We start from the raw sequence: 21,138 nt of genomic DNA, 5'->3' as shown, positions 1-21,138 counted from the left end.
GTTACTCACCTCCGTAATAGACCCAGCGGCCTGACGTTTTTAATAGGATGAACGTAATCAGCAATACGATAATAAACAGAATCCAGGCGAGCGCCGAGGCATAACCCATCTTCAGAAAGACAAAAGCTTCCTGATACAGATTGACCGCATAGAACAACAGAGACTGTTCCGGACCGCCCAAGGAGCCGCTTCCATCTACCTTGCCGCCAGCCAGAATGTAGGATTCCGTAAAGATTTGAAAGGCTCCGATTAATCCCATGATGAGCTGAAAAAGAATGATCGGGGACAGGGCAGGGACCGTGATCTTCCAGAACCGGTACCACCAGTTCGCTCCGTCTACCTGAGCCGCTTCATAATATTGTCTCGGCACGCCCTGGAGAGCGGCGAGAAATATTAAAGCGCCTGCACCCGAGCCCCACAGGCTCATCAGGATAAGAGACGGTTTTGTGTACCGTGGATCAAGCAGCCACGCCGGGTCCGTTAAACCGAGAGTGCGAAGTGCCATGTTAACCAAACCGAAGTCGGGGTTCAGCATCCATGTCCACAATAGAGCGCTTGCAACGATGGGTATGACGGATGGAAGGTAGAAGATGGTGCGGTAATAATTGATCCCCTTTACTTTGAAATTGAGCATCACGGCAATCAGCAGAGAGACGATCAGCGTGATCGGCACGGATATGAACGCCATAAAAAAGGTGTTACCGAGCGACTTATAGAAGCGGTCATCCGCAAAAATTTGCTCGTAATTCTGAAGCCCTACCCACTTGGGAGGGCTGAATAAATCGTATTCGGTCAGACTCAGATAGAGCGAACCGAAGAACGGATAGACCGTAAAAGCCAGAAAGCCGATAATCCAAGGAGAGGCGAACGCCAGGCCAAGGTATACATAATGACGTTCCTTCCTGGACCAGCCTGATATGGGTTTTCGTTGATTCGCTGCTGTGGAGACTCTCATCTTCGCGATTCTCCTTCCGCTTCAAGTATTTAGTATGCAGCCCCGCCCAATGCATCGCTGCATTGGACAGAGCCTGCTTAGCTCATCATTTCACCAGTGGCTGAATCTTTGCCTTTACCTTGTCCAAGCCTTCCTCCATGCTGACGGTACCTCGGAGGATAGCATCATATTGCGCGCTGAACTCCGTCATGTATTCGTTCGCGTAGGAGGAAGCCGGGAAGGACCTCAGGTTTTCGCTTCCCGAATAGTCGAGGAATTCCTTGAATCCGGGCACATCTTCATAGAGTGGATTGGAGAAAGCAGAGTTTCTCGTTGGGAGATTCCCAAGGGCGGCCGTAAATTCGGCCATTTGCTCCGGTTCGGTCATCCATTTAATGAATTTCCAGGAAGCGTCCGGGTTTTTGACGCCTTTTGGGATATAGAATACGCTGGTAGTCACATTTCCGGAGTTTTGAAGTTCCGGGTTGTTCTCATCATAAGGAATCGGGGCAATGCCGTAATTCAGATCAGGCGAGTATTGTTTGATGAAGGTGGGCAGCCACTCTCCATCGATCGTCATCGCATACTTGCCCGAGAAGAACGGATTCTGTGCTGACATGTATTGGCCAAGCCCGGAAGAGAATCGATCCAGATTATCGGAACCGTATTGATCCCAGATCTCCTTCGAGAGCTTAATCGCTGATTGGATCCCGGGATGGTCCGGCGTCACCTGCTGCGTCGATTCATCATAAAACGATCCGTTAAAGGCATAGCTGAACGTATACGCATCCATTCCGGGCCACAATCCGAGTCGCTGGAGGCGCCCGCCATCCTCGACGATGCTCAGCTTTTTGATATATTCTTTAAGCTCGCTTATCGTTTCCGGTGGACCGTCATAACCGGCTTCCTGCAAAATATCCTTGTTGTAGAACAGCATGGATACATGCATGGCCGTCGGGATCGCATACGTCCTGCCCTCATGCTGGGAAGTGCTTAGGGCAGCCGGCACGAAGTCTTTAAGATCCAAGCCGTCCTTCGTTATATAATCATCCAGCGGCATCATGGCGCCGCGCAGCCCCCATGGCACGACATTTTGTCCGAATTGGGATGCGATGTCCGGAGGATTGCCCCCGGTAATCGCGGTAAGCTGTTTCTGATAGTCGCTTTGGGATAGGCCTTTTACTTGAATGTCGGGATTGGCCGAGTTCCACTTGGCAATCAATTGTTCCAGCGCTTCCGCTTCCGGTCCGGTCCAGCCGTACCAGAAGTCGAGCGTTACGGCATCTTGGGCAGGCGGATTATCGGATGGCTTGTCACCAGCATCACTGCCCGATTGCGGCGGATTACCGCCAGAGCACCCTGTTGCGATAGAGAACAATAGAATAAGACTCCATATCAAATGTTTCTTCTTCATTCCTCTTCCTCCCCTTGAGCAATCGTGTACAATCGTGTAATCGTAATACGAAGTTCTATCAATTCCCTCCCCAAAACAGTTGACTAAACAACCGGCCCTGATCCAGTTATTTGTAAGAATTATGGATATCGTAGCATGTAAAAAAATCATTTCATTTCACTATCGTGTTCAAAAATAGGATTATCGTATGGCATTGAACGTTCTATTTGATCGCTTGTTTACGAAAGTCGGTGGGGGAGATACCCGTGTATTTTTTAAAGATTCTGCAAAAATAGGAGAGTTCATTAAAACCGCTAGAGTAGCAAACATCCGTAACGGTTAACTCCGGCTGCTTCAGCATCATCATGGCCTGCAGAATCCTCAGGTCGGTGAGATACCGGTTGAATGTTTTGCCTGTCCATTCTTTGAAGAGGATGCAGAACGTGGACCTTGATAAATTTGATAGGGTGCATAGATTATTCAGATTCATATCTTCCTGGTAGTGGTTATGGATATGATCAACGACTCTTGTCATGATTCCCCGGTATTTCTCTGATTTCTCGAACCCTTCTCTGAGCAGTTCACCGTTGACCTGCCGTACCAGAATCGAGAGGAGGACAAGCAGTTTCGCTTTGAGCGAGATTTGAAAAAAAGGGGTTCGTCTCTCGTATTCAATCAGCATGTCCTTCAAGACATTTTGAACCGTTACGTCGGTAACGCTGTCCAGCGTTATTTTGGATTGGGCGTTCATTTCCTTGCGCAGAAAGTATTCCAGAAACCCCACATCGAAAAAAGTATGATCTGTTGGCATTTCCTGAAATCTCTCGTTCACGAAGGCTGGCATAAATTCGCATCCGTAAATCTCGATGTCCTCATCGGGTGAAATGCTGACGCTGTGCAGGGTAAACGGAGGTATAACAAAAATATCGCCCTTGGAGATCTCGTACGCCTGTTGATTAACGGTGTGTTGGAATGCTCCTTTCGCCACATACCAAATCTGAAAATAATCATGACAATGCGTCCATAAGCTCTGTTGATAGGTCAATTTATACATTTTGCACGGAAGACCTTCCAACATTTCCATCTTTGAGTTAAAATAAACGACACCTGATCCCGTTAGTTCTTCAATATCAACCTGACTCCAATAAATACTCAATGTTTTACCCTCCCCTATTGATTTCCTTTGATTTAAGAAAACGCTTTCAGTTTATGAGTCAGCCATTTTCTTAAAGATGATTATCCCTGAAAAACGAATCGTGTACAGCATTCCTCTTCCTGCCCTTTGAAATATGTTTCGCATTCGCAAACATCCTATTTCTAGGGGAACGTGGGGTTGTTATGAAAATTGTATATTTGGATGGTTTGAGAGGTTTAGCTGCCTTGATTGTGGTTGTATCTCATTTTTTTCAGGTATTTGCACCGTCTGTTTTTGAGGGGAGGAAGGAGATCGAGCATTTCGCTTTCGAGGGGATTGCCGCGCGAACACCGTTCAATCTGCTGTTTAACGGCAACTTTTCCGTCTGTCTGTTTTTTGTGTTGAGCGGATATGTGCTCAGCTATCGTTTTTTTCAAACCGGGGACAGGCTCATCATTTATTCGTCTGCCATTCGCCGCTATTTTCGTTTGGCCGCACCCGCCTTGGTATCCGTCTTCCTGGCTTATCTGATCATCGTGTTGGATCTCGGAGCATACGACAAAGTACGCGGAATGACATTATCCTCGATGCCGGATCCGTTCGCCGCTGACGCAAATCTGTTGGTCATGCTGAAGGAAGGCTTGTTTCATACCTTTTTTACGTATGGCTCGGAGTACAATCCGGTGCTCTGGACGATGACATATGAGCTGTTCGGATCGTTTCTGATTTTTGGGTTTCTTGTCCTGTGTGGGAGACGGGTGATCCGTTATGCTGCATATGTTCTCCTGATCTACGTCTTCAACGATTCTTACTACCTGGGATTTGTGCTGGGGATGCTGCTCGCAGACTTGAAGCATAGCGATCGGGATTGGCTGTCTTATTTCAATGCACCATGGATGAGCTTCACATGGATCACGGTTGGCATTTATCTTGGCTCTTATCCATACTTGGATCCGGAGGGAACAATCTATTCTATACTCGTGTGGGAATCGGATGGATTCGAATTTTTTGCATTTTATCATGTGATCGGGTCGTTTCTGATTCTGATAGCCCTGCTGAATTCGAGATGGCTGCAAGCGTTGTTTCATCATAAGTTATTTGCCTATCTGGGAAAGATATCGTTCTCGCTCTATCTATTGCACTTCACGATCATCTGTACACTTGGATGCCATCTATTTCTTCTGTTCAGCACATTTCTCTCCTATGGGTGGAATGTAATCGTGACGAGTCTAATCACGGTTCCGGTGATCTTTGGCGCTGCCCATGTATTCTACCGGCTAGTGGACGTTAACGTCTTATCTTTGCTGTCGCGCTGGAGCAAGAAATGGCTTGCCAGCCGGAAGAGGAGAGCGCTCAATGCCCATGTCCCTCATGAGCAATCCGTAAAGGCAGACTAAGACTAAGGATATCAAATAAGCCCATTTATACATGAGAAAAAACCTTCTGGTCCGCGGCCGATAGAGTTTGGGTATTTTACCTGATCCCAGGCTCGACAGGCTGCGATAACCGAAGGTTTTTTTGCTATTCCTCCTTACATGAAATGAATATGTCTTACATACCCTGCTTCGATTTTTTACAGTTCAAGGGATAGTAGCGCCCGTACGCTTTTCCATAGGACACGATTTTTTCAATGGTGTCTTTCTGTTTAAGTTTGGTGAATGGGCATGGATCAGGGAGCGTGTTCACTTCCAGTATCCAGAGCGTAAGGTCGCGATCTACTGCGAGGTCGAGTCCCAATTCGTTCAATGCAGGATAAGTATGGCTCATGGCAGCAGCCACTGCCAAGGCAATACGGTCAATCTCTTGAAGGAGTTCGTCTGTCTTCGCATCATCCGCACTTGCGCGAATAAGTCGGTCTGCGGCATAAATCGTACCGCCTTGGCTGCCGTTGGTAACCGCTTTTCTCGGATGGGCGACACGTCCAACCGTTCCGGTAGCCTCCCATTCCCCCTCCGGGTTTCTTTGAATCATGACACGAAGGTCGAAAGGGCGATGATCATATGTCAGCAAATGTATTCCTCTCTGGATCAGATAGCGCTTGCTGTCTATTTGTTTACTAAATGATCGGCACAGTTCTCGATAAGAACCATGCCAGCTTTTGTTGGAGGAAATGTAAATATGTCCGGCATCAAGTGGATCGCAAGCTTCCCGGGCAATAGCCTGCATGGTCTGCCGAGAGCGCATAACACGATAATCCTTAATCATCCGTTGACCGGTGAGCCCGTGGCTGTCATATATAGCGGATTGCTGAATGGTTTGAGGACAGCTGCGGTAAGCGGGTTAATGCTGAAAGCCTTCATTGAAGCCAGGCGGCTCGAGAGCGTACGGATTGGTATCATTGGCTGGGGGCCAGTGGGGCAGATGCACCTCGCGATGTGGAGGGCGCTGCTGGGGGATCGCTTGGAACGTGTGCATTTATACGATCTCAAAGGCATCGATCCGGCAACCGTTCCTGAGGAGGTTCGGAACATCACAGATATTGCGGATACTTGGCAGCCTGTCTACCGAAACGCCGATGTTCTTGCCACATGCACCGTCTCGGAAGAGCGATATATCAATGAGAAGCCATCGAAGGGGAGGCTGCTTCTCAATGTGTCGCTGCGGGATTATACAACAGACAGCGTAGCCGGGGTCAAGGCCATTGTTGTCGATGAATGGATGGAGGTTTGCCGTGAGAACACGGATGTGGAACAACTGCATCTGATGACGGGATTGCAGGAATCCGACGTCCTGACGCTTTCAGATATTCTATGTCGTGACGGCCTGGCGGCTTACGACGATCATGAAACGGTTTTCTTCAACCCTATGGGGTTAGCGGTATTCGATATTGGCATAGCCAGTTACTATTATCACGAAGCTAAGCGATTTGGGAAAGGCATCGGGTTGGATAAAGGATAGCGATCCATATTAGAATAACAGGGCCCTTCGTTCCGCTGTATAGCGGAACGAAGGGCCCTGTTGTTAAGATAGACCTTTAACCGCTCGCATGGGTCTGCACCACATGCTGCCGGCGGTAAGCGCCCGGCGTTATGCCGGTGGCCTTCTTGAAGGTCCGGTTGAAGGAAGTAATGTTGAGATAGCCGACACGCTGGCTGATCTCATTAACGGTCAAGTCTGTGCACGCCAGCAGTTCCTTCGCTTTGTTCATGCGGATGCCAAGCAGATGATCACTGAAGTTAAGACCGGTCTTCTCCTTGATATAGACGGAGAGGTAGGCGCTCGACAAGTTCAGCTTGGCTGACAAATAGTCGAGAGACAGATCATCGGCATACTGGTTATGGATGATGTTCATGAACATGGCGATGAGCGGCTCGTCGCCGGTATCCTTTTTCTTGCGAATGAGGGCGCAGGAGGCTTCGACGAGCTGACGGAATACCCCCTGGTAATCAGATAAACAATGACATTCTGCCAGCCTTGCGCTCCACCGCTTCAAGGATTGGACAGAAGTTTTATCTATCTGGGCCATCTCCATATAGCTTAGAATCTTGGAAGCGACCGAATCGGCGAAGAAACGACATTGCGCGATGCCCGCCTCCTTACGCTGCATTGCTTCGAGCGCCTGGTCGATGATCTGCAAGGAGCGGCTGTCGCTGCCGGATTGCAGGGCGTCCAGCAGTCCTTTTTCCTGTGACGGGCTCAGATTGACGGTGGTTGGAAGAACCCGCTGCTTGGTTACCATCTGGGATTCTTCCAGGAGCTGTGCCTGCGCGGCCAGTCCTTTGACCTGATGGTAGGCTTGATTGAATTCGGACGAATGGCTCACCTGGGAACTGACGGCGATGGTGACCAGGAACAATTCATTTTCCTCGTTTAACATGTCCTTGATTTCCAGCAGAAGATCCTCCAGGCGGGCGGCTTCCTCCCGTTTAAAGATAGATACAATCTCGTTCTTTTCGATCTGGAACGTATGAGACCCCGGATAGCGCTCAGCCGTGATCAGATGAATATGCTCCAGGATATGGCGGACAGCCTGATCGGTCTGGAGGGGGAGCTCATAAACCGGATTCATCCGGAAACGGATGTGATACAGAACCACGATAAAGCTTCCGTCATCCGACAGGAAGTCCTCCCACTCGCTGATATCGGTATTGATGCTCTTCAACTGACTGATATAAGAGTAACTGGTTAGAACCGATTTATGCTTGTTCATGCGCTCCCGTATTTCTTCCTTCTCCCGGAACAGCTCTTGAATACGATTCTGGATCAGATCGTATTCCGTGATGCTGCCGGATTCCGGCATGGATGTACTGTTGGCTCTGTTCAGCACGGTGGTTAGAATCTGCTTCACGGGCTTGTGCAATCTGCGGCTGAGGAAATAGGAAGCGGCAAGCGCCACGCCAAGCGACAGGCAGAAGATGAGCAGCAAACCGCCGGTTAACCGGCTTAACTGAGAAGAGACATGGCTGTAAGGTACGGCCGAGACATAGGTCAGTCCGTCGGATCCGGCTTCGGCAAAATAGTAGGTTCCATCCTTCAGCACGGCTTTCTGTCCGGTTTCAAACGACGGAAGCTGATCTTGGTTCATGGAGCCTAGCGTATACAGCACTTGGCCCTCGGCATTCAGAATGGCGAGTGCACGATCAACCGACTCGCCGAAGAAGGACTGGGCAGCCTTGTCGATATCGATGAGGGCAATGACCTCATAAGGACTATCCGGCTGTTTATAGACAAAGGGCATCAGTTTTTTCTCGGACAAATCGTTGTTGATTCGATAGGTTGATGCAGGGAGGAGTTTGAAGGACTCCTGATGGCCTTCGTAGCTGCTCCAGAATGAATAAGGATACATCGAACTTGCATAGGAACGATTGAACATATAGGAAGCATCGCCGCTTCCGGATTTGCTCAGTACAAAATCAAACTCCCGGAGATAAATCAGAGTATCCTCCAGAAAGAATAACGGGTTATAGATATCGCTCCGCATCTGCATCATCACATCTCGGGCTTTCAAGTAATTCACTTCGTTTCCCGCCTGGTTGCGAAGCTGATTATTGAAGCCGATTAATTCGGATTGGTTGTATATATCAAACATCAGCACCTGAAGCCTGCTGAATTGATTGGTGAACCGTTCCGCCGAATCGTGAACGGCCTGCTGGCTGGTGTCGATGATTTCTTTTTGCAGGCTGGTCTTAAAAAGCTGGAAGATGACCATATAGAACAATCCGAATAACACGATGATGGCCAGAAAGCTCAGAAAAATCTTAAAGAATACACTGCGACTTTTATGTCTGATCCAATTCACAGCCTTCCCCCCTTTGTGTTTTTCTGACGTCCAAGGTTTCACAACATTATATAGGACAAGTGTTAAGGATTGTGCCCGGTTCGTGTTAATCGTTCGTAAAAAATGGATAGTCAATATTTTAGATTTTAAGCAATGCTTTAGGAAAACGGCGCTTCTGCCCAGTCATCCAATGAAAGGCGAGACATCATTAAAATGGTCAATACCCTTTATGCGTTCGGGTCGTTTATGATGCAGACGTGGACCTTTGGGACACACGAAGACGCATAGACGAAAGAGGGGGGATTGCCGATTTTACAACGTCATCTTAACACCGTGGAAGCGCATTCAAACATTCGCAAGAAAAGTGCTTGGCGAAGCTGGATGATGCAGGTTCGCAGAAACTGGCAGCTTTACGCTTTATTTGCACCAGTTCTGTTATACTTCATTGTATTTCATTATGTACCCATGTATGGCGTCCAGATTGCATTTAAGGATTTTATTGCGAACAAAGGGATCATGGATAGTCCATGGGTGGGCTTCAAGCATTTTGAACGCTTTTTTGACAGCTTTTATTTTTGGCGGATTATTAAAAATACGATGGGTATCGGGTTATATGAGTTGGCGGTCGGATTTCCGATTCCAATTATCCTGGCCTTGATGATTAATGAAGCCAGATCGGGCCGGTTCCGCCGATTTGTACAAACCGTAACTTATGCACCCCATTTCTTATCTACGGTGGTCGTCGTTGGCATGATCATGATGTTCCTGTCGCCGGTCAGCGGCCTAGTCAATTCGATTATCACCTCCTTCGGCGGAGAGCCGATCGCATTCATGACGGAGCCCTCCTGGTTCAAGAGCATCTACGTGTGGTCTGGCGTGTGGCAGGGCATGGGCTGGAGCTCAATTATCTACTTGGCAGCACTTGCCGGGATTGATCCGCAGCTGCATGAGGCGGCCAAGGTGGATGGTGCGGGTTGGCTCCGGCGAATCTGGCATATTAATCTGCCGGGGATCGCGCCAACGATGACCATTCTGCTCATTTTGAACATCGGTTCCGTTCTTGGCGTCGGATTTGAGAAGATCTTCCTGATGCAAAATTCGCTCAATATGGAAGCCTCCGACGTCATCGCCACGAACGTATACCGGAGCGGTATACTGGGTGCCCAGTACAGCTTCTCGGCTGCGGTCGGCCTGTTTAACTCCATCGTCAACTTTATCATGCTGATTACCGTAAACCGGATTGCCCGAAAAGTCAGCGAGAACAGCCTATGGTAAGGAGGAATGATGGCATATGCCGCAAAGCCGCAGTGAACGAATAGCCGGTGTATTTATTTACATTATACTATCTTTTATTACACTCCTTGTACTGTATCCTTTATTTTTTGTTCTGATTGCTTCCATCAGCGCTCCGGAAACGGTGATGCGGGGGGAAGTATGGTTATGGCCGAAGGAACTGTCGTTTGTCGGCTACGAACGGTTATTTGCCAATTCGGAGCTCATGCGGGGATTTCTAAACACGCTGCTCTATACCACGACGGGCACAGCGTTGAATGTACTGATGACGATCGCAGCGGCTTATCCATTATCGAGAGCCGACTTTAACGGCCGCGGCATTTTTACGGCGATCATCGTATTCACCATGTTCTTCAGCGGGGGGATGATCCCCAATTACTTGCTGGTGAAGGAACTGGGGATGCTGGATACGGTTTGGAGCATTATTATCCCTTCGGCCGTATCGGTGTGGAACATTATCATCATGCGGACCTTCTTCCAAAGCTCCATTCCGAAGGAAATGCAGGAGGCGGCGTTTATCGATGGGGCTTCTAACATGCGGGTGCTGCTGCGGATTGTGCTTCCATTATCCGGACCGATATTAGCTGTCATGGTTTTGTTCTACGCAGTGGGCCACTGGAATTCGTATTTTAGTGCGCTGATCTATTTGTCGGACCGTGCGAATTATCCGATGCAGCTGTTCCTGCGTGAAATTCTGGTTCAGGGACAAATGCAGGAGATGGTTGATATCAGTGATGATTCACTGGCACGAAGTCTAATGGATGCGGAAGCGATCAAATATGCGGCGGTCATTGTGACAAATCTGCCGATGCTGCTGCTGTATCCGTTCCTGCAAAAGTATTTTGTGAAGGGTGTTATGATTGGCGCAATTAAAGGTTGATTACGGATATTTCATGAGGAGGAATTGAATTTTATGGTGATGAGAAAATGGACTTCACTTACATTGGCAGCTGTACTGGCAGCCGGATTGCTGGCAGGCTGCGGTAGTAAAAGCGGCGAAGGTGCAGCGGATAAGGGGGAGACGCCGCAAGCCAATGTTAACGAGACCGGCATGCCGATTGTGAACGAGCCCCTTAACTTGACGTTCTTCACGGGCAAGTCGCCATCAAACGGGAGCAAATTCGAAGAAACGCTTGTATGGAAAACCTATCAAGAGATGTCGAATGTGAATGTGACCTGGAACCTCATTCCATTCGACACCCTTACAGAGAAGCGGAACCTAGCGCTGGCAGGTGGAGATTATCCGGATGTATTCTACTCCGCAAGGGTCAGCTCCGCAGAATTAACCCGTTATGGGGAGCAGGGAGTATTTATACCGCTGAATGATCTGATCGATCAATATGCACCGAATTTCAAAAAGCTGATGGAACAGTACCCTGATATTCGAAAAGGGCTGACGATGCCGGACGGCAATATTTATTCCCTGCCTTCTTTCTACGATCCTGCGCTGCTCTCCATGTTGATTGGTACACCGATATGGATTAATCAGGAGTGGCTGGATCAGCTCGGGATGAAGGAGCCGCAGACGACCGAAGAATTCTATGCGTATTTGAAGGCGGTCCAGAAAACCGATCTGAACGGTAACGGTAAGCATGATGAGATTCCATTCGCTTCAACAGGCATTACCGGAATCATCGATCACTTGAAAGGCTCTTGGGGACTTGGTACAAGTGGACTTGGCCATAAATTGGTAGACATAGATCCGGATACAGGGAAACTGCGCTTCACCAAAGCCTTGCCGGAGTATAAGGAAATGCTGCAGTTCGTAAACAAGCTGCACCAAGAGGGACTGCTCGATAAAGAGATCTTCACGATTGAGGGCGGCGCATTGAATGCGAAAGGGCAGGAGGGCCTGCTCGGTGCCACGATTGTGCCGAATCCGGAGATGGTGATGGGACGAAAAGAATACATCGGGCTCGGGGCGCTTAAGGGACCGCATGGAGATCAACTCTATTCTCATGTCAAAGTTCCGATGGTTCACGTAGGTGCATTTGCGATTACTGATAAGAACCCGAATCCGGAAGCAACGATCCGCTGGATGGATTATTTCTACGGGGATGAGGGAGCCCAGTTCTATTTTATGGGTAAAGAAGGCGAGACTTACACGAAGAACGCTGAGGGTCAACTGGAGTATGTGAAGGAGATTACGGAAAATCCAAATGGATTAACGCAGGATCAGGCGTTGGCCAAGTATTTCACTTGGCTCGGGGGCAGCTATCCGGGATTTGTGCGGGAGAGATGGTTCAAAGCCTCGGAGACACGACCTAACGCAATGGCCGCTGCTGAAAAAGCAGAGCCGTATGCCGTGAAGGAGATCCTGTACAATTTTAACTTTACATTGGAGGAAATGGACGTCATGACCTCGATCGGTAAAGATATCGAGGATTACGTGAAGGAAATGGAAGCGAAATTCGTGAATGGTTCGGCCTCGTTCAGCCAATGGGAAGAGTATGTGAATACACTCAACAAGATGGGGATGGACCGATATATGGAGGTTTACCAGGCTGCATTTGACCGCTACCAGGCGGAGTAATCGGAAGATATGACAATCGAAAGACGCGGGGCGGGGGGTTCCGTATCGCGTCTTTTGCTAATCCAAATAATTGGTGAAACAGGTTACATGATGAAGCGGCCCGTTCAAGGAAACATCCTTGCTTACGGACCGCTTCTGTTATGGTTTAATCGGATGAGGAACAGAGTTCTTCTACATGGATGGTACAGAACAGCAGGGCGGTTCTGCCGGGCTCCAGAACCTGCATGCCGGTGATTTCCGGATCCAGTTCCAGGTTGAAGGCATTGGTAGCACATGTGTAAGGCTCGGGGCATAGATAACCGCTCGCTCCATCGCCATTGTGCAGCACCCATTGCTTGAATGCGTCATCCGCACGGTATGTAACCCGGAGGCCTGCCGCCGAATCGGTTAATACGGTTTCATTCCGGTCTTCCGGCATGGCAAGGAACAGATCATCGAGCGGAAACTGACTGACGGAGATGCCATCCCGTAAGCCTCTGCTGCGGAAATCATGGGCGAGCTCGCCGGTCGGCAGCACGCGGTCATTAAGGACCCATCGTTTCCCGACAGGGGCCTGCAGCGTGCAGCGTTCCTGACCGTATTCATTTCCGAAGGGAAAGCGGAAGGTGGTATGATATCCCAGTCCCCATGGAAAAGAGCTTGTGCTTTTATTGCGAATTTCCGCGGTCTGCCTGAACGAGGCCCCATCAATGCTCATACGCAGAAGGATGGTGAACTCGTGGGGAAATTGCGACAGGATCGTTGGACGGCTTCTTGAAGAGAACACGGTTTCGATCACGGCCCGATTCCCTTTTGTCCAGCAGCGTCCGACTTCCCATGCCTGGTCATGAACAAGCCCGTGCGCATGATTATGATGCTGCGGCTCGTTGATCCGGAATTGATAGGGCCGGCCTTCAAAAGTAAAACTCCCGTTTTCGATCCGGTTGGGCGGAAATAAAACAGGAATGCCATATAACAAGGGTGTCCGCTCATATTCCGTCATGGAAGGCGGCATACGCAGCAATTCCGTGTCGGATGGTTTCCACCGCAGCGAGATGACGCTGCTCCCCCAGCCCGGAACCACCGTCATGGATAAGCGATCATTCTCGGCCCTAACTGCAGGCATGTCAAGAAATGTACATCGTTCAACTGCTGGGCATGTCTCCATGTCACACCTGCTCTACTTGTCCGCTTAAGACGGAGCGATGGATGGCATGCACCAGCTTGGTATTCAACAAACCGGCAGCTGCGCCGGATTCCGGCATCGTATCCAGGCGGATATGATCGACGAAGGAATGGAGCATATAATTGGGTGCTGCAGTATATTGGCCGTTGATCGGTGTACCGAGCGTATGGACATGACTGTACACGCTGCCTCCTTTACGGACCATTTGATCGGATAAATCGACATACAATGCCCCGTCTTCGCCGATGATCTCGACCTTGAAGTCGTAGATAAGCGGCATCGATTCGGGCAGCACCCAGCTGGTCGTAAATGTAGCGTGCGTGCCATCATCGAAGGACACGATCGTTTGCATGGAATCGTAGGTGTCGATCCCCATCGCGACTAATTTCTTCTTCGTGCCTACCGCGTAAACGCTCACCGGCAGAACCCCGCTTTTCAGCCATAAGGCAATATCCGTGGCATGAGGGAAAAGGAACCAGCCGGGTGTTGATTCCCCGGCCCATTTCAGCATTTTGGTGGGCACGTAGATGGTGTCATTTAAGCGGGTATTGATGGTCAGAATGTTGCCTATGTCACCATTTTGGACCGCTTCCTTAACTGCAACGAATGGAGAATTCCAGCGATTCTCGAATGCGACGAGGCACTTAATGCCCGCCTTCTCGACCTCGGCGTACATGTCCTCGGCTTCCTCGACGGAGGTGGAGAAGGGTTTTTCAACCATGACATGAATGCCTTGCCGTGCTGCAAGCATAACGGGCTCTTTATGCAGGAAATCCGGCGTGGCAATCACGATGGCATCCAAAGCCTCGCTTTCGAGCATATCCTCAACCTGCAAATACCCTGGAACCCCGTATTTCTCCATGCTGGCGTTCAGGGTTGTTTCATAAGCGTCGCTGACCGCAGCCAGCTCTGCATAAGGATTTTGGCTAAGGGTATCGGCGAACATGCTGCCGCGAATCCCCATGCCTACGATTCCGAATTTGATCATTGTGACCCCTCCTTGAATGGTTATCTTTATTTAACGGCTCCGGCGGTCATTCCGCTGACCAGATGCTTTTGCAGCAGCCAGAACGCAATCACGATCGGAAGCGTTGTTATGACGGAGCCCGCCATGAGGTAATCCCAGTTGACGACATACTGTCCCTGAAAGCTGGCGATGCCGACCGACAGCGTCCATTTGTCGTAATCGCTGATGAACGTCTGTGCAAACATAAACTCGTTCCAGCTGGTTAAGAAGGAGAAGACGCCGGTTACCACGAGCCCGGGAAGCGTGAGCGGAAGCAGGATCCGGATAAAGGTTGTCCACCGGTTGGCCCCGTCTACGCTCGCAGCTTCGTCGATGGACTGGGATACGCTGTCAAAGTAGCCTTTTAGCATCCATGTACAGAACGGTACTGCAAACGTGGTATATGCGATTACGAGACCCAGATGGGAATTCAGCAGATTGTAATCCTTCATGATAAGGTACAGCGGAATAATGAGCAGTGAGCCGGGGAGCATCTGCGTCAACAAGATGATATATCCGAGCGACATCCGTCCCCGGAAGCCGAACCGGGACATCGCATAGCCGCCAAAAGCGGAGATGACAAGGGAGAACACCGTTGTTAGCAGCGAGACTAGCGCCGTATTACCGAACCATTTCATAAAGTTGGCGCTGTCATCCGCATTGGGATTCAGCATTCCCTTGTAACCATTCCAATTAAGTTCATGTGGCAGGTACGTCAGCGGCGTGCTGTAGATTTCGGCCTGAGGCTTCAACGAAGTCAAGATCATCCATAGAAAAGGAGACACGGCAAACAACGAAATAAAAACAGCGCATACATATACTAGAAACTTGTTTGGGCCTTTGCTCATGACATTTCACCTGCCTTCGTCGCTTTCATGTAAATGACGGTGAACACAATGGAGATCGCCAGCAGGATCATCCCTGCAGCGGAGGCCAGACCGAAGTCAAACGATTTGAAGCCTGCCCTGTAGATGAAGATGGTCAGTATTTCGGTTACCCGGCTCGGTCCGCCCCCGGTGAGGACGTATACGATGCCGAAATCCTTAATGGTCCAGATGATAAGCAGTAGGAACACGATGACGGATACGGGCTTCAACATCGGGAAGGTGATGCTGAGAAACTGGCGCCATTTCGAGGCACCGTCGATTTCCGCTGCTTCGTACAAGCTTTTGGATATGCTTTGCAAACCGGCCAGCAGCATGATGGCCGCGAACGGGAAGCCCTTCCATACATTGACGAACATGGCTGCCCAGAGCGCGGTGTCGGCTTCGCCGAGGAAAGCGACCGGATTGGCCAACAGGTTGAGCTTCAGCAGCAGATCATTGATCACGCCGAATTGGTAATCATACATCAGAATAAATACGAGACATGCAACGACTTCAGGTACGGCCCATGGAATGATCACCAGTGCTCTTACAAGCCCTCGGCCCTTGAAGGGAATATTCAGCAGGACGGCCGTACCGATTCCGAGCAGGAAGCGCAGAGCCACCGTCACGATAATATATAGAAAGGTAATGCCTAACGATTTCAGGAAGTTCCCCGACTGGATCGCGGCTGTATAGTTGTCCAATCCTACAAAGGGATTGCCTTCGGCAATCGGTTTGGCAACCTTCCAGTACTGCACGCTCATCAGCGCCGATTTCAGAATCGGATAGAGGAGCACGAGAGCAACGGTAATGACCAGCGGTGCAATAAATAAATATGCGGCTATATTTTTTTTGAAATGTCGTTTTTCCTCTAGCCATAAACGCTTTGCCCTCGATGGTCTTTTCAATGGCAAGGGAGTTTGCCTGCTTGTCACATCCGTTCGCGTTGGATTCATTCCCCTACCTCCTTATGATGTAAGTGCCGCCCGGCCACGAAGCCAGGCGGCTTCAAACGTTTGATCATCCGAATGTTTTTTAATGCATCGTGTCCTTCATTTGCTCAGCTGCACTGTCCAGCGCTGTCTTGGCGTCTTTCATGCCAACAAACATTTCCTGCGCGGCATTGATCAGGATTTGGGAGAGGGAGCCGAGTTCGGGAATTGGCGGGTCCATAACGGCCGGCGCATATACATTCTCCTGGAAATCGAAGAATTGGGCAGCCAGCGGATTCTCCGATTTGTATTCTTCGGATTCGGCATATTCCTTGCTGCTCGGAATCATGCCAGAGCCGGCGATAATCTGCTGCGCCTCTTGGGATGTCATCCATTCAAGGAACTCCCAAGCTTCATCAGGATGCTTGCTGTCATTGGAAATCATCGATACGATCGGGTAATTGTGCGGGTTCGGTTTATAGGTTTGGCCTTCGTATACGACGGAAGGCTGCGGAATGAGCCCAAGGTCGTCCATTAAAGCTTCATCGCGTTCTTTGGTCATGCCGATAAACCAGGGGCCATCCATCATCATGCCGGCTTGCCCATTCCAGAACATCTCGCGGCTGACCTTCTTGTCGCGGGTTCCTGGAGGCGTTGCCTGCGGGTTCTTGATTAGATCCTGCCACCACTCCGCTGCCCAAACGTTCGGTGCCGAGTTGACATTAATCCGGTCGGCTTCGTAAGGGCCTGCCTCGCCGTCCGGGAAGTAAATTCCTCCTGATACCGGACGAGCGAGCAGCCTGTACCATTCCGAGGCGATAAAGGGATGTGTGCCGATGACGCTGGAGAACCCGTATTGCCCGTCTTTAACACCGCCAAGTTGAATGGCGGCTTCTTTGAAGTCGTCCATCGTTTGAATGGAGGCAGGATCAATTCCGGCCGCTTCGAACATCGATTTGCTGTAGAAAATGCCGGTTGATCCCCATGCGTAATTGGACAGCGCATAATAGGAGCCGTCGACCTTGCTCAGTTCCTGTCCGACAAGTTTGTCCTCAAGTCCGCTCGCTTGAATCTTTTCGTCGAGATTCACGAAAGTGCCGCCGCTCTGCAGCGCATTATAGGTGGCAATATTCTCAGGGTATACCTGAACGATGTCCCCCTGTGTACCTGCCAGAATCTCCGTGGTCAGTTTATCCCAGTAATTCTCGTAGTCTGTGCCGTGAACTTTGATGGTGACGTTAGGGTGGGATTCATTATATTTGGCAATGAGCGCATCGATTGCCTTTTTATGAGGTTCTTCCGCATACACCGACGTCTCGAACGAGATCGTAATTTGATCACCTTCGGACGGGCCATTGCTTGCCGATGCCGGGTCTTTACCACCCGAGCATGCGCTTAATACGGTTGATAACGTAAGGGCTGCAGCGATAAGAGCCGTCCATCCCTTTTTCTTTCTGTTCTTGTCTACCATGCTAGTTCATCCCCTTCTGGCTTTTTAGTATTGTGGAAAGCGCGGTGAGGCGCCGTTCCTATGCCCTTAATAAAAACACCTGCTGCCAAGTCAGGACAACAAACACTTTTCGTAAAACAAACCGAAAGGTGAATACAGTGTCAGTGTAAACGTTACCGCGATGGCAATTTAAATAACACTGGAAATTGTATGTAATATTAATCACAAAAAACTTTTCTCTACGAGAAACTATTTTCTACTTTGCGGTGAAGGGCATCACTGCGCGGGTAGGAGCAACCAAGGCATGAACGGGAGAAGGCCGAGGGAGACTTTTATGTCCTCCTCGGCCTTCGTTTGATATCGGGGTCTGCGCCGTTTTATTTGCCTTTACGATAATCCATTGGGGGTACGCCGGTAATTTTTTTGAAAGTCCTGGCGAATGAAATCGGGCTGCTGTAACCGACCCGTTCCGTAATTTCTTGTACAGACAATGCGCTTTCCGTAAGGAGTCGTTTCGCTTCCTGAATTCGCAAATCGATCAAAAAGTCCACAAATTTCAAGCCATACTCTTCCTTGAATAATCTGCTCAGATATTTGCCGCTGATCCCGAATTTGTCTTGCAAGTAGTCAAGGGATAGTTCCGCTTTCGTATAATGCTTTTCAATATAAGCCTTAACCTCTTGTACGAGGTTTCCCTGGCTTCGCAGATTCCGCTGCTTATCCAGCCGCTCGGCAAATTGCTCCAGAAGCTGGAGCACCATCTGCGTCCAATCTTCCGGCAGGTCGATTTCTTTCTGAACCCGGTCGAGTGCCGGCAGCGTTTCCGTTTTCCAGAGCAGGTAGTATTCGTCATTCATACTGGAAGCCGTCTTGTTCAAATGGTACGTCAGGTAATGCAGTACGCTGCTTGCGCCCCGTCGGGATATGCCTTCTTCCAGCATATTCTGAAAGAGCGTCTGCATCTGTGTCTTCCACTTGACTTCTTGCAGTTGGAAGGCGTCAACGATCCGGTCGACCTGTTGAAAATAATGAAAGCTGTGATCCTTCGACAAGGCATCGGACGAATAAGGAATGATCATGGCACTTCGGTTTACGGGCTTCGTTTGCAGCGCATCCAATGCCTCGTGATAGGAATCATGCAGATTATCCGGATGCTCAACCGGCTCCCCGATGCCGACGGATACGGTGAACGATAAGGCATCGGCAAATCGGCGCTGGCATTCTTCGGTGAAGGAGAGTGCCTCGAATCCATGTTTCTCCGCTTGTGGCGATATGACCAAAATGCAAGCAAGCTGGTGCAAGGACACCCACAGAAGTTTTACCTCGCAGGCGTGATCCGACGCCGCTTCCAGGATGACCGTTTCAATGGCTTTTTGCTGGGAGCCATGCTGCTTCTGACCGTAGTTGGCGCTCCACTCTGAACGATGATCAATTTCCAGGACAAAAACCAATGGCTTGCCAAACAGCACAGGCAGGCCGTGCTTGGCTGCTTCCTTCTCCCATTCCTTCAGATCGAAAGAGCGCGTCCCTTCCAGCAGCTCGTACATGAAAAAATTTTGCTGAGCCTTCAAGTCCTCCTCAAACTGAAACTGGAACCTTTTATTCTGATCAATCATATTTTGCAATTTGGAATTGATGAATGTAAATTCGTTTTTATGGATTTCCTCCGGGACGTCATCCTTGGAGGATAGCTGCTGCAGCTGGTTGACCAGGCGCTGAATGGGTCTGTAATTTTGCAGCGTCACGTAGACGATCCAGGCAACCGAAACGGCACATAGAAGCAAACCGGCAATAAACCATATATTTGATAAGCTAATAATGAAATTGAAGGTATCCGCCCCTTGAACGCTGCTAACGATGCGCCAGCCCGTATACTCGGAATTCGCGTCTGACTGAAGGGCGCCGTTGTTGGTTACAGGCTTGCTTACAGAAGTCTTCGATTTTGCCATATCAAATAAGCTGTTCCCTTGGGTATCATACAGGCTGAGTATGCGGGAAGACGGATCGTGCATTTGAAGAAGCATTCCCTGCAAGGCGTCAGCGCTTACATTAACGACGATTAGCCCATGATGCTTCGAGAAGATGGAAACGCTGCGCGTCAATGAAACGACCGGCACCCCTTTGTCGGAGGGCAGCTCCTTGTATGATCTGATATCCGACCAATGGCTGTTGGGTGTTTCCAGCTTGGAGCGAATGAAGGCGTTATCGGCATATTGATCCAAGGGATAGCTCGTGCTTTCATTGAGGACTTGATTATGATCCGCTTGAACCATATAGATGGAATGAATCAGGGGGTTGGTCATTTTTAAATCGCGCAAAAGATTCATCACGTCCACCTGAAGGGGCAGATCCTTTTCCGTGCTTCTGGAGAAAAAGGATATGACCTTTCGATTACGCAGCATCTCGAGCGAAATTTTCTGATCCAGCGAAGACAACGACGTATCAATCATCAGCATCGCTTGTTGGGTTACGAAAGCATTGGAGCGCTCGGCATCCTGTCGGTTGCTCTCGCTCAATGATTGGGAAAAGACAAAAAATAAAAAGGCGGGGACGATCAGAAAGACAGGGATATACAGCATGAGCATCCGCGTAAACCAGTTACGATTCATGTTGGTTCCTCTTTCCTAGGCAAACATAAATGATATTCACACGTTATGGCCTCGAATAGTCATGAATTGATCTTCGGCTGTTATTCTTGTGAAGTGTTTGTTACAAATAGCAATTCTTATGTTAGTTTATCAGACATCATGTCGATTTGACTACAATATTGTCGGAAATGTGACAAAGAGGAAGACGCAGCAGATGGAGCCGAAGACGACATTCAGAGATATTCCCAAGGTCTTCGCGGTATGGCTTTTTAAGCAGAGGCGGAGATATACTTCGAACAAGAAGATGGAATGGATGGTTGAGCGGTTGATTCAGGGCTTTCTGCTCATGTGGGCCATCTTGTTCATACGTTGGTGTATATTGATAACCATAGCCACGATGAGGCATTTTGGAATCATTGATTAAAGGCGATGAGTAAGCGGGTAATTCTTCTGATAAGTGGAGTATCACAAAGCATATATGAAGGTAATTTCAAGGCGGCAGGTAGCTCGGACACAGCTGCCGCTTACAGAAGCCCGGCATGGCTGTCGCGGCTTTTTTTGCTGTGTAGCGTCCATTTTACACAAACCGTGACCTTTATTGAGGATGCGTTAACACTTCTTCCTT

At 49.3% G+C, this 21,138-nt stretch carries 17 protein-coding genes; 6 read left to right on the top strand and 11 right to left on the bottom strand.

Annotated features, from left to right (window positions below; translation table 11 throughout):
* Position 1: 1 nt before the first annotated feature.
* From AB4124_RS15275 to AB4124_RS15265, 3 genes are all read right to left on the bottom strand, one after another.
* Positions 2-955: a carbohydrate ABC transporter permease gene (locus tag AB4124_RS15275; protein ID WP_441973372.1), complete on the bottom strand. Its 954-nt coding sequence runs from the start codon at positions 953-955 to the stop codon at positions 2-4.
* Between the two features lie 85 nt (positions 956-1,040).
* The gene (locus tag AB4124_RS15270; protein WP_441973371.1) at positions 1,041-2,348 is read right to left on the bottom strand and encodes an ABC transporter substrate-binding protein; all 1,308 of its coding nucleotides are present in this window, start codon (positions 2,346-2,348) and stop codon (positions 1,041-1,043) included.
* A gap of 202 nt (positions 2,349-2,550) precedes the next feature.
* Positions 2,551-3,483, bottom strand: coding sequence for an AraC family transcriptional regulator (locus AB4124_RS15265; protein ID WP_441973370.1), 933 nt, complete (start codon positions 3,481-3,483; stop codon positions 2,551-2,553).
* Positions 3,484-3,665: 182 nt separating this feature from the next.
* Here AB4124_RS15265 and AB4124_RS15260 point away from each other — a divergent pair, with 182 nt between their 5' ends.
* Positions 3,666-4,859, top strand: coding sequence for an acyltransferase family protein (locus tag AB4124_RS15260; protein WP_441973369.1), 1,194 nt, complete (start codon positions 3,666-3,668; stop codon positions 4,857-4,859).
* A 154-nt stretch (positions 4,860-5,013) separates the two neighbouring features.
* Here the strand turns inward: AB4124_RS15260 and AB4124_RS15255 are convergent, their stop codons facing one another.
* Entirely contained in the window at positions 5,014-5,628 is a 615-nt protein-coding gene (locus AB4124_RS15255; RefSeq protein WP_441973566.1) for a YheC/YheD family protein, read from the bottom strand.
* On the opposite strand from AB4124_RS15255, the gene AB4124_RS15250 reads away from it, so the two are divergent.
* Positions 5,581-6,360, top strand: coding sequence for a 2,3-diaminopropionate biosynthesis protein SbnB (locus tag AB4124_RS15250; protein ID WP_441973368.1), 780 nt, complete (start codon positions 5,581-5,583; stop codon positions 6,358-6,360). The two genes, AB4124_RS15255 and AB4124_RS15250, sit on opposite strands and share 48 nt — an antisense overlap.
* A gap of 76 nt (positions 6,361-6,436) precedes the next feature.
* Here AB4124_RS15250 and AB4124_RS15245 read toward each other — a convergent pair whose 3' ends face one another.
* Positions 6,437-8,701: a helix-turn-helix domain-containing protein gene (locus tag AB4124_RS15245; RefSeq protein ID WP_430111572.1), complete on the bottom strand. Its 2,265-nt coding sequence runs from the start codon at positions 8,699-8,701 to the stop codon at positions 6,437-6,439.
* Between the two features lie 363 nt (positions 8,702-9,064).
* Between AB4124_RS15245 and AB4124_RS15240 the strand changes: the two genes are divergently transcribed.
* From AB4124_RS15240 to AB4124_RS15230, 3 genes are read left to right on the top strand one after another with little or no spacing between them, the layout of a single operon-like run.
* Positions 9,065-9,955, top strand: coding sequence for an ABC transporter permease (locus tag AB4124_RS15240; protein ID WP_237566323.1), 891 nt, complete (start codon positions 9,065-9,067; stop codon positions 9,953-9,955).
* Between the two features lie 16 nt (positions 9,956-9,971).
* Positions 9,972-10,853 carry a carbohydrate ABC transporter permease gene (locus tag AB4124_RS15235; protein ID WP_430111570.1) on the top strand — a complete coding sequence of 294 codons (882 nt, stop codon included), beginning with the start codon at positions 9,972-9,974 and terminating at the stop codon, positions 10,851-10,853.
* Positions 10,854-10,886: 33 nt separating this feature from the next.
* Entirely contained in the window at positions 10,887-12,506 is a 1,620-nt protein-coding gene (locus AB4124_RS15230; RefSeq protein WP_339292582.1) for an extracellular solute-binding protein, read from the top strand.
* A 145-nt stretch (positions 12,507-12,651) separates the two neighbouring features.
* Here the strand turns inward: AB4124_RS15230 and AB4124_RS15225 are convergent, their stop codons facing one another.
* The 6 genes from AB4124_RS15225 to AB4124_RS15200 all read right to left on the bottom strand — a co-directional run bounded on the left by AB4124_RS15225 (position 12,652) and on the right by AB4124_RS15200 (position 20,534).
* Positions 12,652-13,653: an aldose 1-epimerase gene (locus tag AB4124_RS15225; RefSeq protein ID WP_441973367.1), complete on the bottom strand. Its 1,002-nt coding sequence runs from the start codon at positions 13,651-13,653 to the stop codon at positions 12,652-12,654.
* A 1-nt stretch (position 13,654) separates the two neighbouring features.
* Positions 13,655-14,659: a Gfo/Idh/MocA family protein gene (locus AB4124_RS15220; RefSeq protein ID WP_441973366.1), complete on the bottom strand. Its 1,005-nt coding sequence runs from the start codon at positions 14,657-14,659 to the stop codon at positions 13,655-13,657.
* A gap of 26 nt (positions 14,660-14,685) precedes the next feature.
* Positions 14,686-15,525 (bottom strand): carbohydrate ABC transporter permease, encoded by an 840-nt coding sequence (locus tag AB4124_RS15215; RefSeq protein WP_441973365.1) that lies wholly within the window; start codon positions 15,523-15,525, stop codon positions 14,686-14,688.
* On the bottom strand, positions 15,522-16,499 hold the full coding sequence (locus AB4124_RS15210) for a carbohydrate ABC transporter permease (RefSeq protein WP_441973364.1): 978 nt from the start codon (positions 16,497-16,499) through the stop codon (positions 15,522-15,524). Before AB4124_RS15210 ends, AB4124_RS15215 begins: the two co-directional genes overlap by 4 nt.
* A gap of 79 nt (positions 16,500-16,578) precedes the next feature.
* Positions 16,579-17,946, bottom strand: coding sequence for an ABC transporter substrate-binding protein (locus AB4124_RS15205; RefSeq protein ID WP_430111565.1), 1,368 nt, complete (start codon positions 17,944-17,946; stop codon positions 16,579-16,581).
* A 356-nt stretch (positions 17,947-18,302) separates the two neighbouring features.
* The gene (locus AB4124_RS15200; RefSeq protein WP_441973363.1) at positions 18,303-20,534 is read right to left on the bottom strand and encodes a helix-turn-helix domain-containing protein; all 2,232 of its coding nucleotides are present in this window, start codon (positions 20,532-20,534) and stop codon (positions 18,303-18,305) included.
* 193 nt (positions 20,535-20,727) lie between these two features.
* Between AB4124_RS15200 and AB4124_RS15195 the strand changes: the two genes are divergently transcribed.
* Positions 20,728-20,937, top strand: a complete 210-nt coding sequence (locus tag AB4124_RS15195) for a hypothetical protein (protein WP_441973362.1) — start codon at positions 20,728-20,730, stop codon at positions 20,935-20,937.
* Positions 20,938-21,138 lie beyond the last annotated feature (201 nt).

This window comes from Paenibacillus sp. 2KB_20 (assembly GCF_052115765.1).
Taxonomy (GTDB): Bacteria; Bacillota; Bacilli; order Paenibacillales; family Paenibacillaceae; genus Paenibacillus_AQ.
Note: the sequence above shows the minus strand (reverse complement) of the source record. Positions and strands in the feature narration are given on the sequence as shown.

Coding starts and splice junctions, on each gene's coding strand:
- AB4124_RS15275 (WP_441973372.1), bottom strand. CDS start 955: ATGAGAGTCTCCACAGCAGCGAATCAACGAAAACCCATATCAGGCTGG.
- AB4124_RS15270 (WP_441973371.1), bottom strand. CDS start 2,348: ATGAAGAAGAAACATTTGATATGGAGTCTTATTCTATTGTTCTCTATC.
- AB4124_RS15260 (WP_441973369.1), top strand. CDS start 3,666: ATGAAAATTGTATATTTGGATGGTTTGAGAGGTTTAGCTGCCTTGATT.
- AB4124_RS15250 (WP_441973368.1), top strand. CDS start 5,581: ATGTCCGGCATCAAGTGGATCGCAAGCTTCCCGGGCAATAGCCTGCAT.
- AB4124_RS15255 (WP_441973566.1), bottom strand. CDS start 5,628: ATGCAGGCTATTGCCCGGGAAGCTTGCGATCCACTTGATGCCGGACAT.
- AB4124_RS15240 (WP_237566323.1), top strand. CDS start 9,065: ATGCAGGTTCGCAGAAACTGGCAGCTTTACGCTTTATTTGCACCAGTT.
- AB4124_RS15235 (WP_430111570.1), top strand. CDS start 9,972: ATGCCGCAAAGCCGCAGTGAACGAATAGCCGGTGTATTTATTTACATT.
- AB4124_RS15230 (WP_339292582.1), top strand. CDS start 10,887: ATGGTGATGAGAAAATGGACTTCACTTACATTGGCAGCTGTACTGGCA.
- AB4124_RS15225 (WP_441973367.1), bottom strand. CDS start 13,653: ATGGAGACATGCCCAGCAGTTGAACGATGTACATTTCTTGACATGCCT.
- AB4124_RS15220 (WP_441973366.1), bottom strand. CDS start 14,659: ATGATCAAATTCGGAATCGTAGGCATGGGGATTCGCGGCAGCATGTTC.
- AB4124_RS15215 (WP_441973365.1), bottom strand. CDS start 15,525: ATGAGCAAAGGCCCAAACAAGTTTCTAGTATATGTATGCGCTGTTTTT.
- AB4124_RS15210 (WP_441973364.1), bottom strand. CDS start 16,499: ATGAATCCAACGCGAACGGATGTGACAAGCAGGCAAACTCCCTTGCCA.
- AB4124_RS15205 (WP_430111565.1), bottom strand. CDS start 17,946: ATGGTAGACAAGAACAGAAAGAAAAAGGGATGGACGGCTCTTATCGCT.
- AB4124_RS15200 (WP_441973363.1), bottom strand. CDS start 20,534: ATGAATCGTAACTGGTTTACGCGGATGCTCATGCTGTATATCCCTGTC.
- AB4124_RS15195 (WP_441973362.1), top strand. CDS start 20,728: ATGGAGCCGAAGACGACATTCAGAGATATTCCCAAGGTCTTCGCGGTA.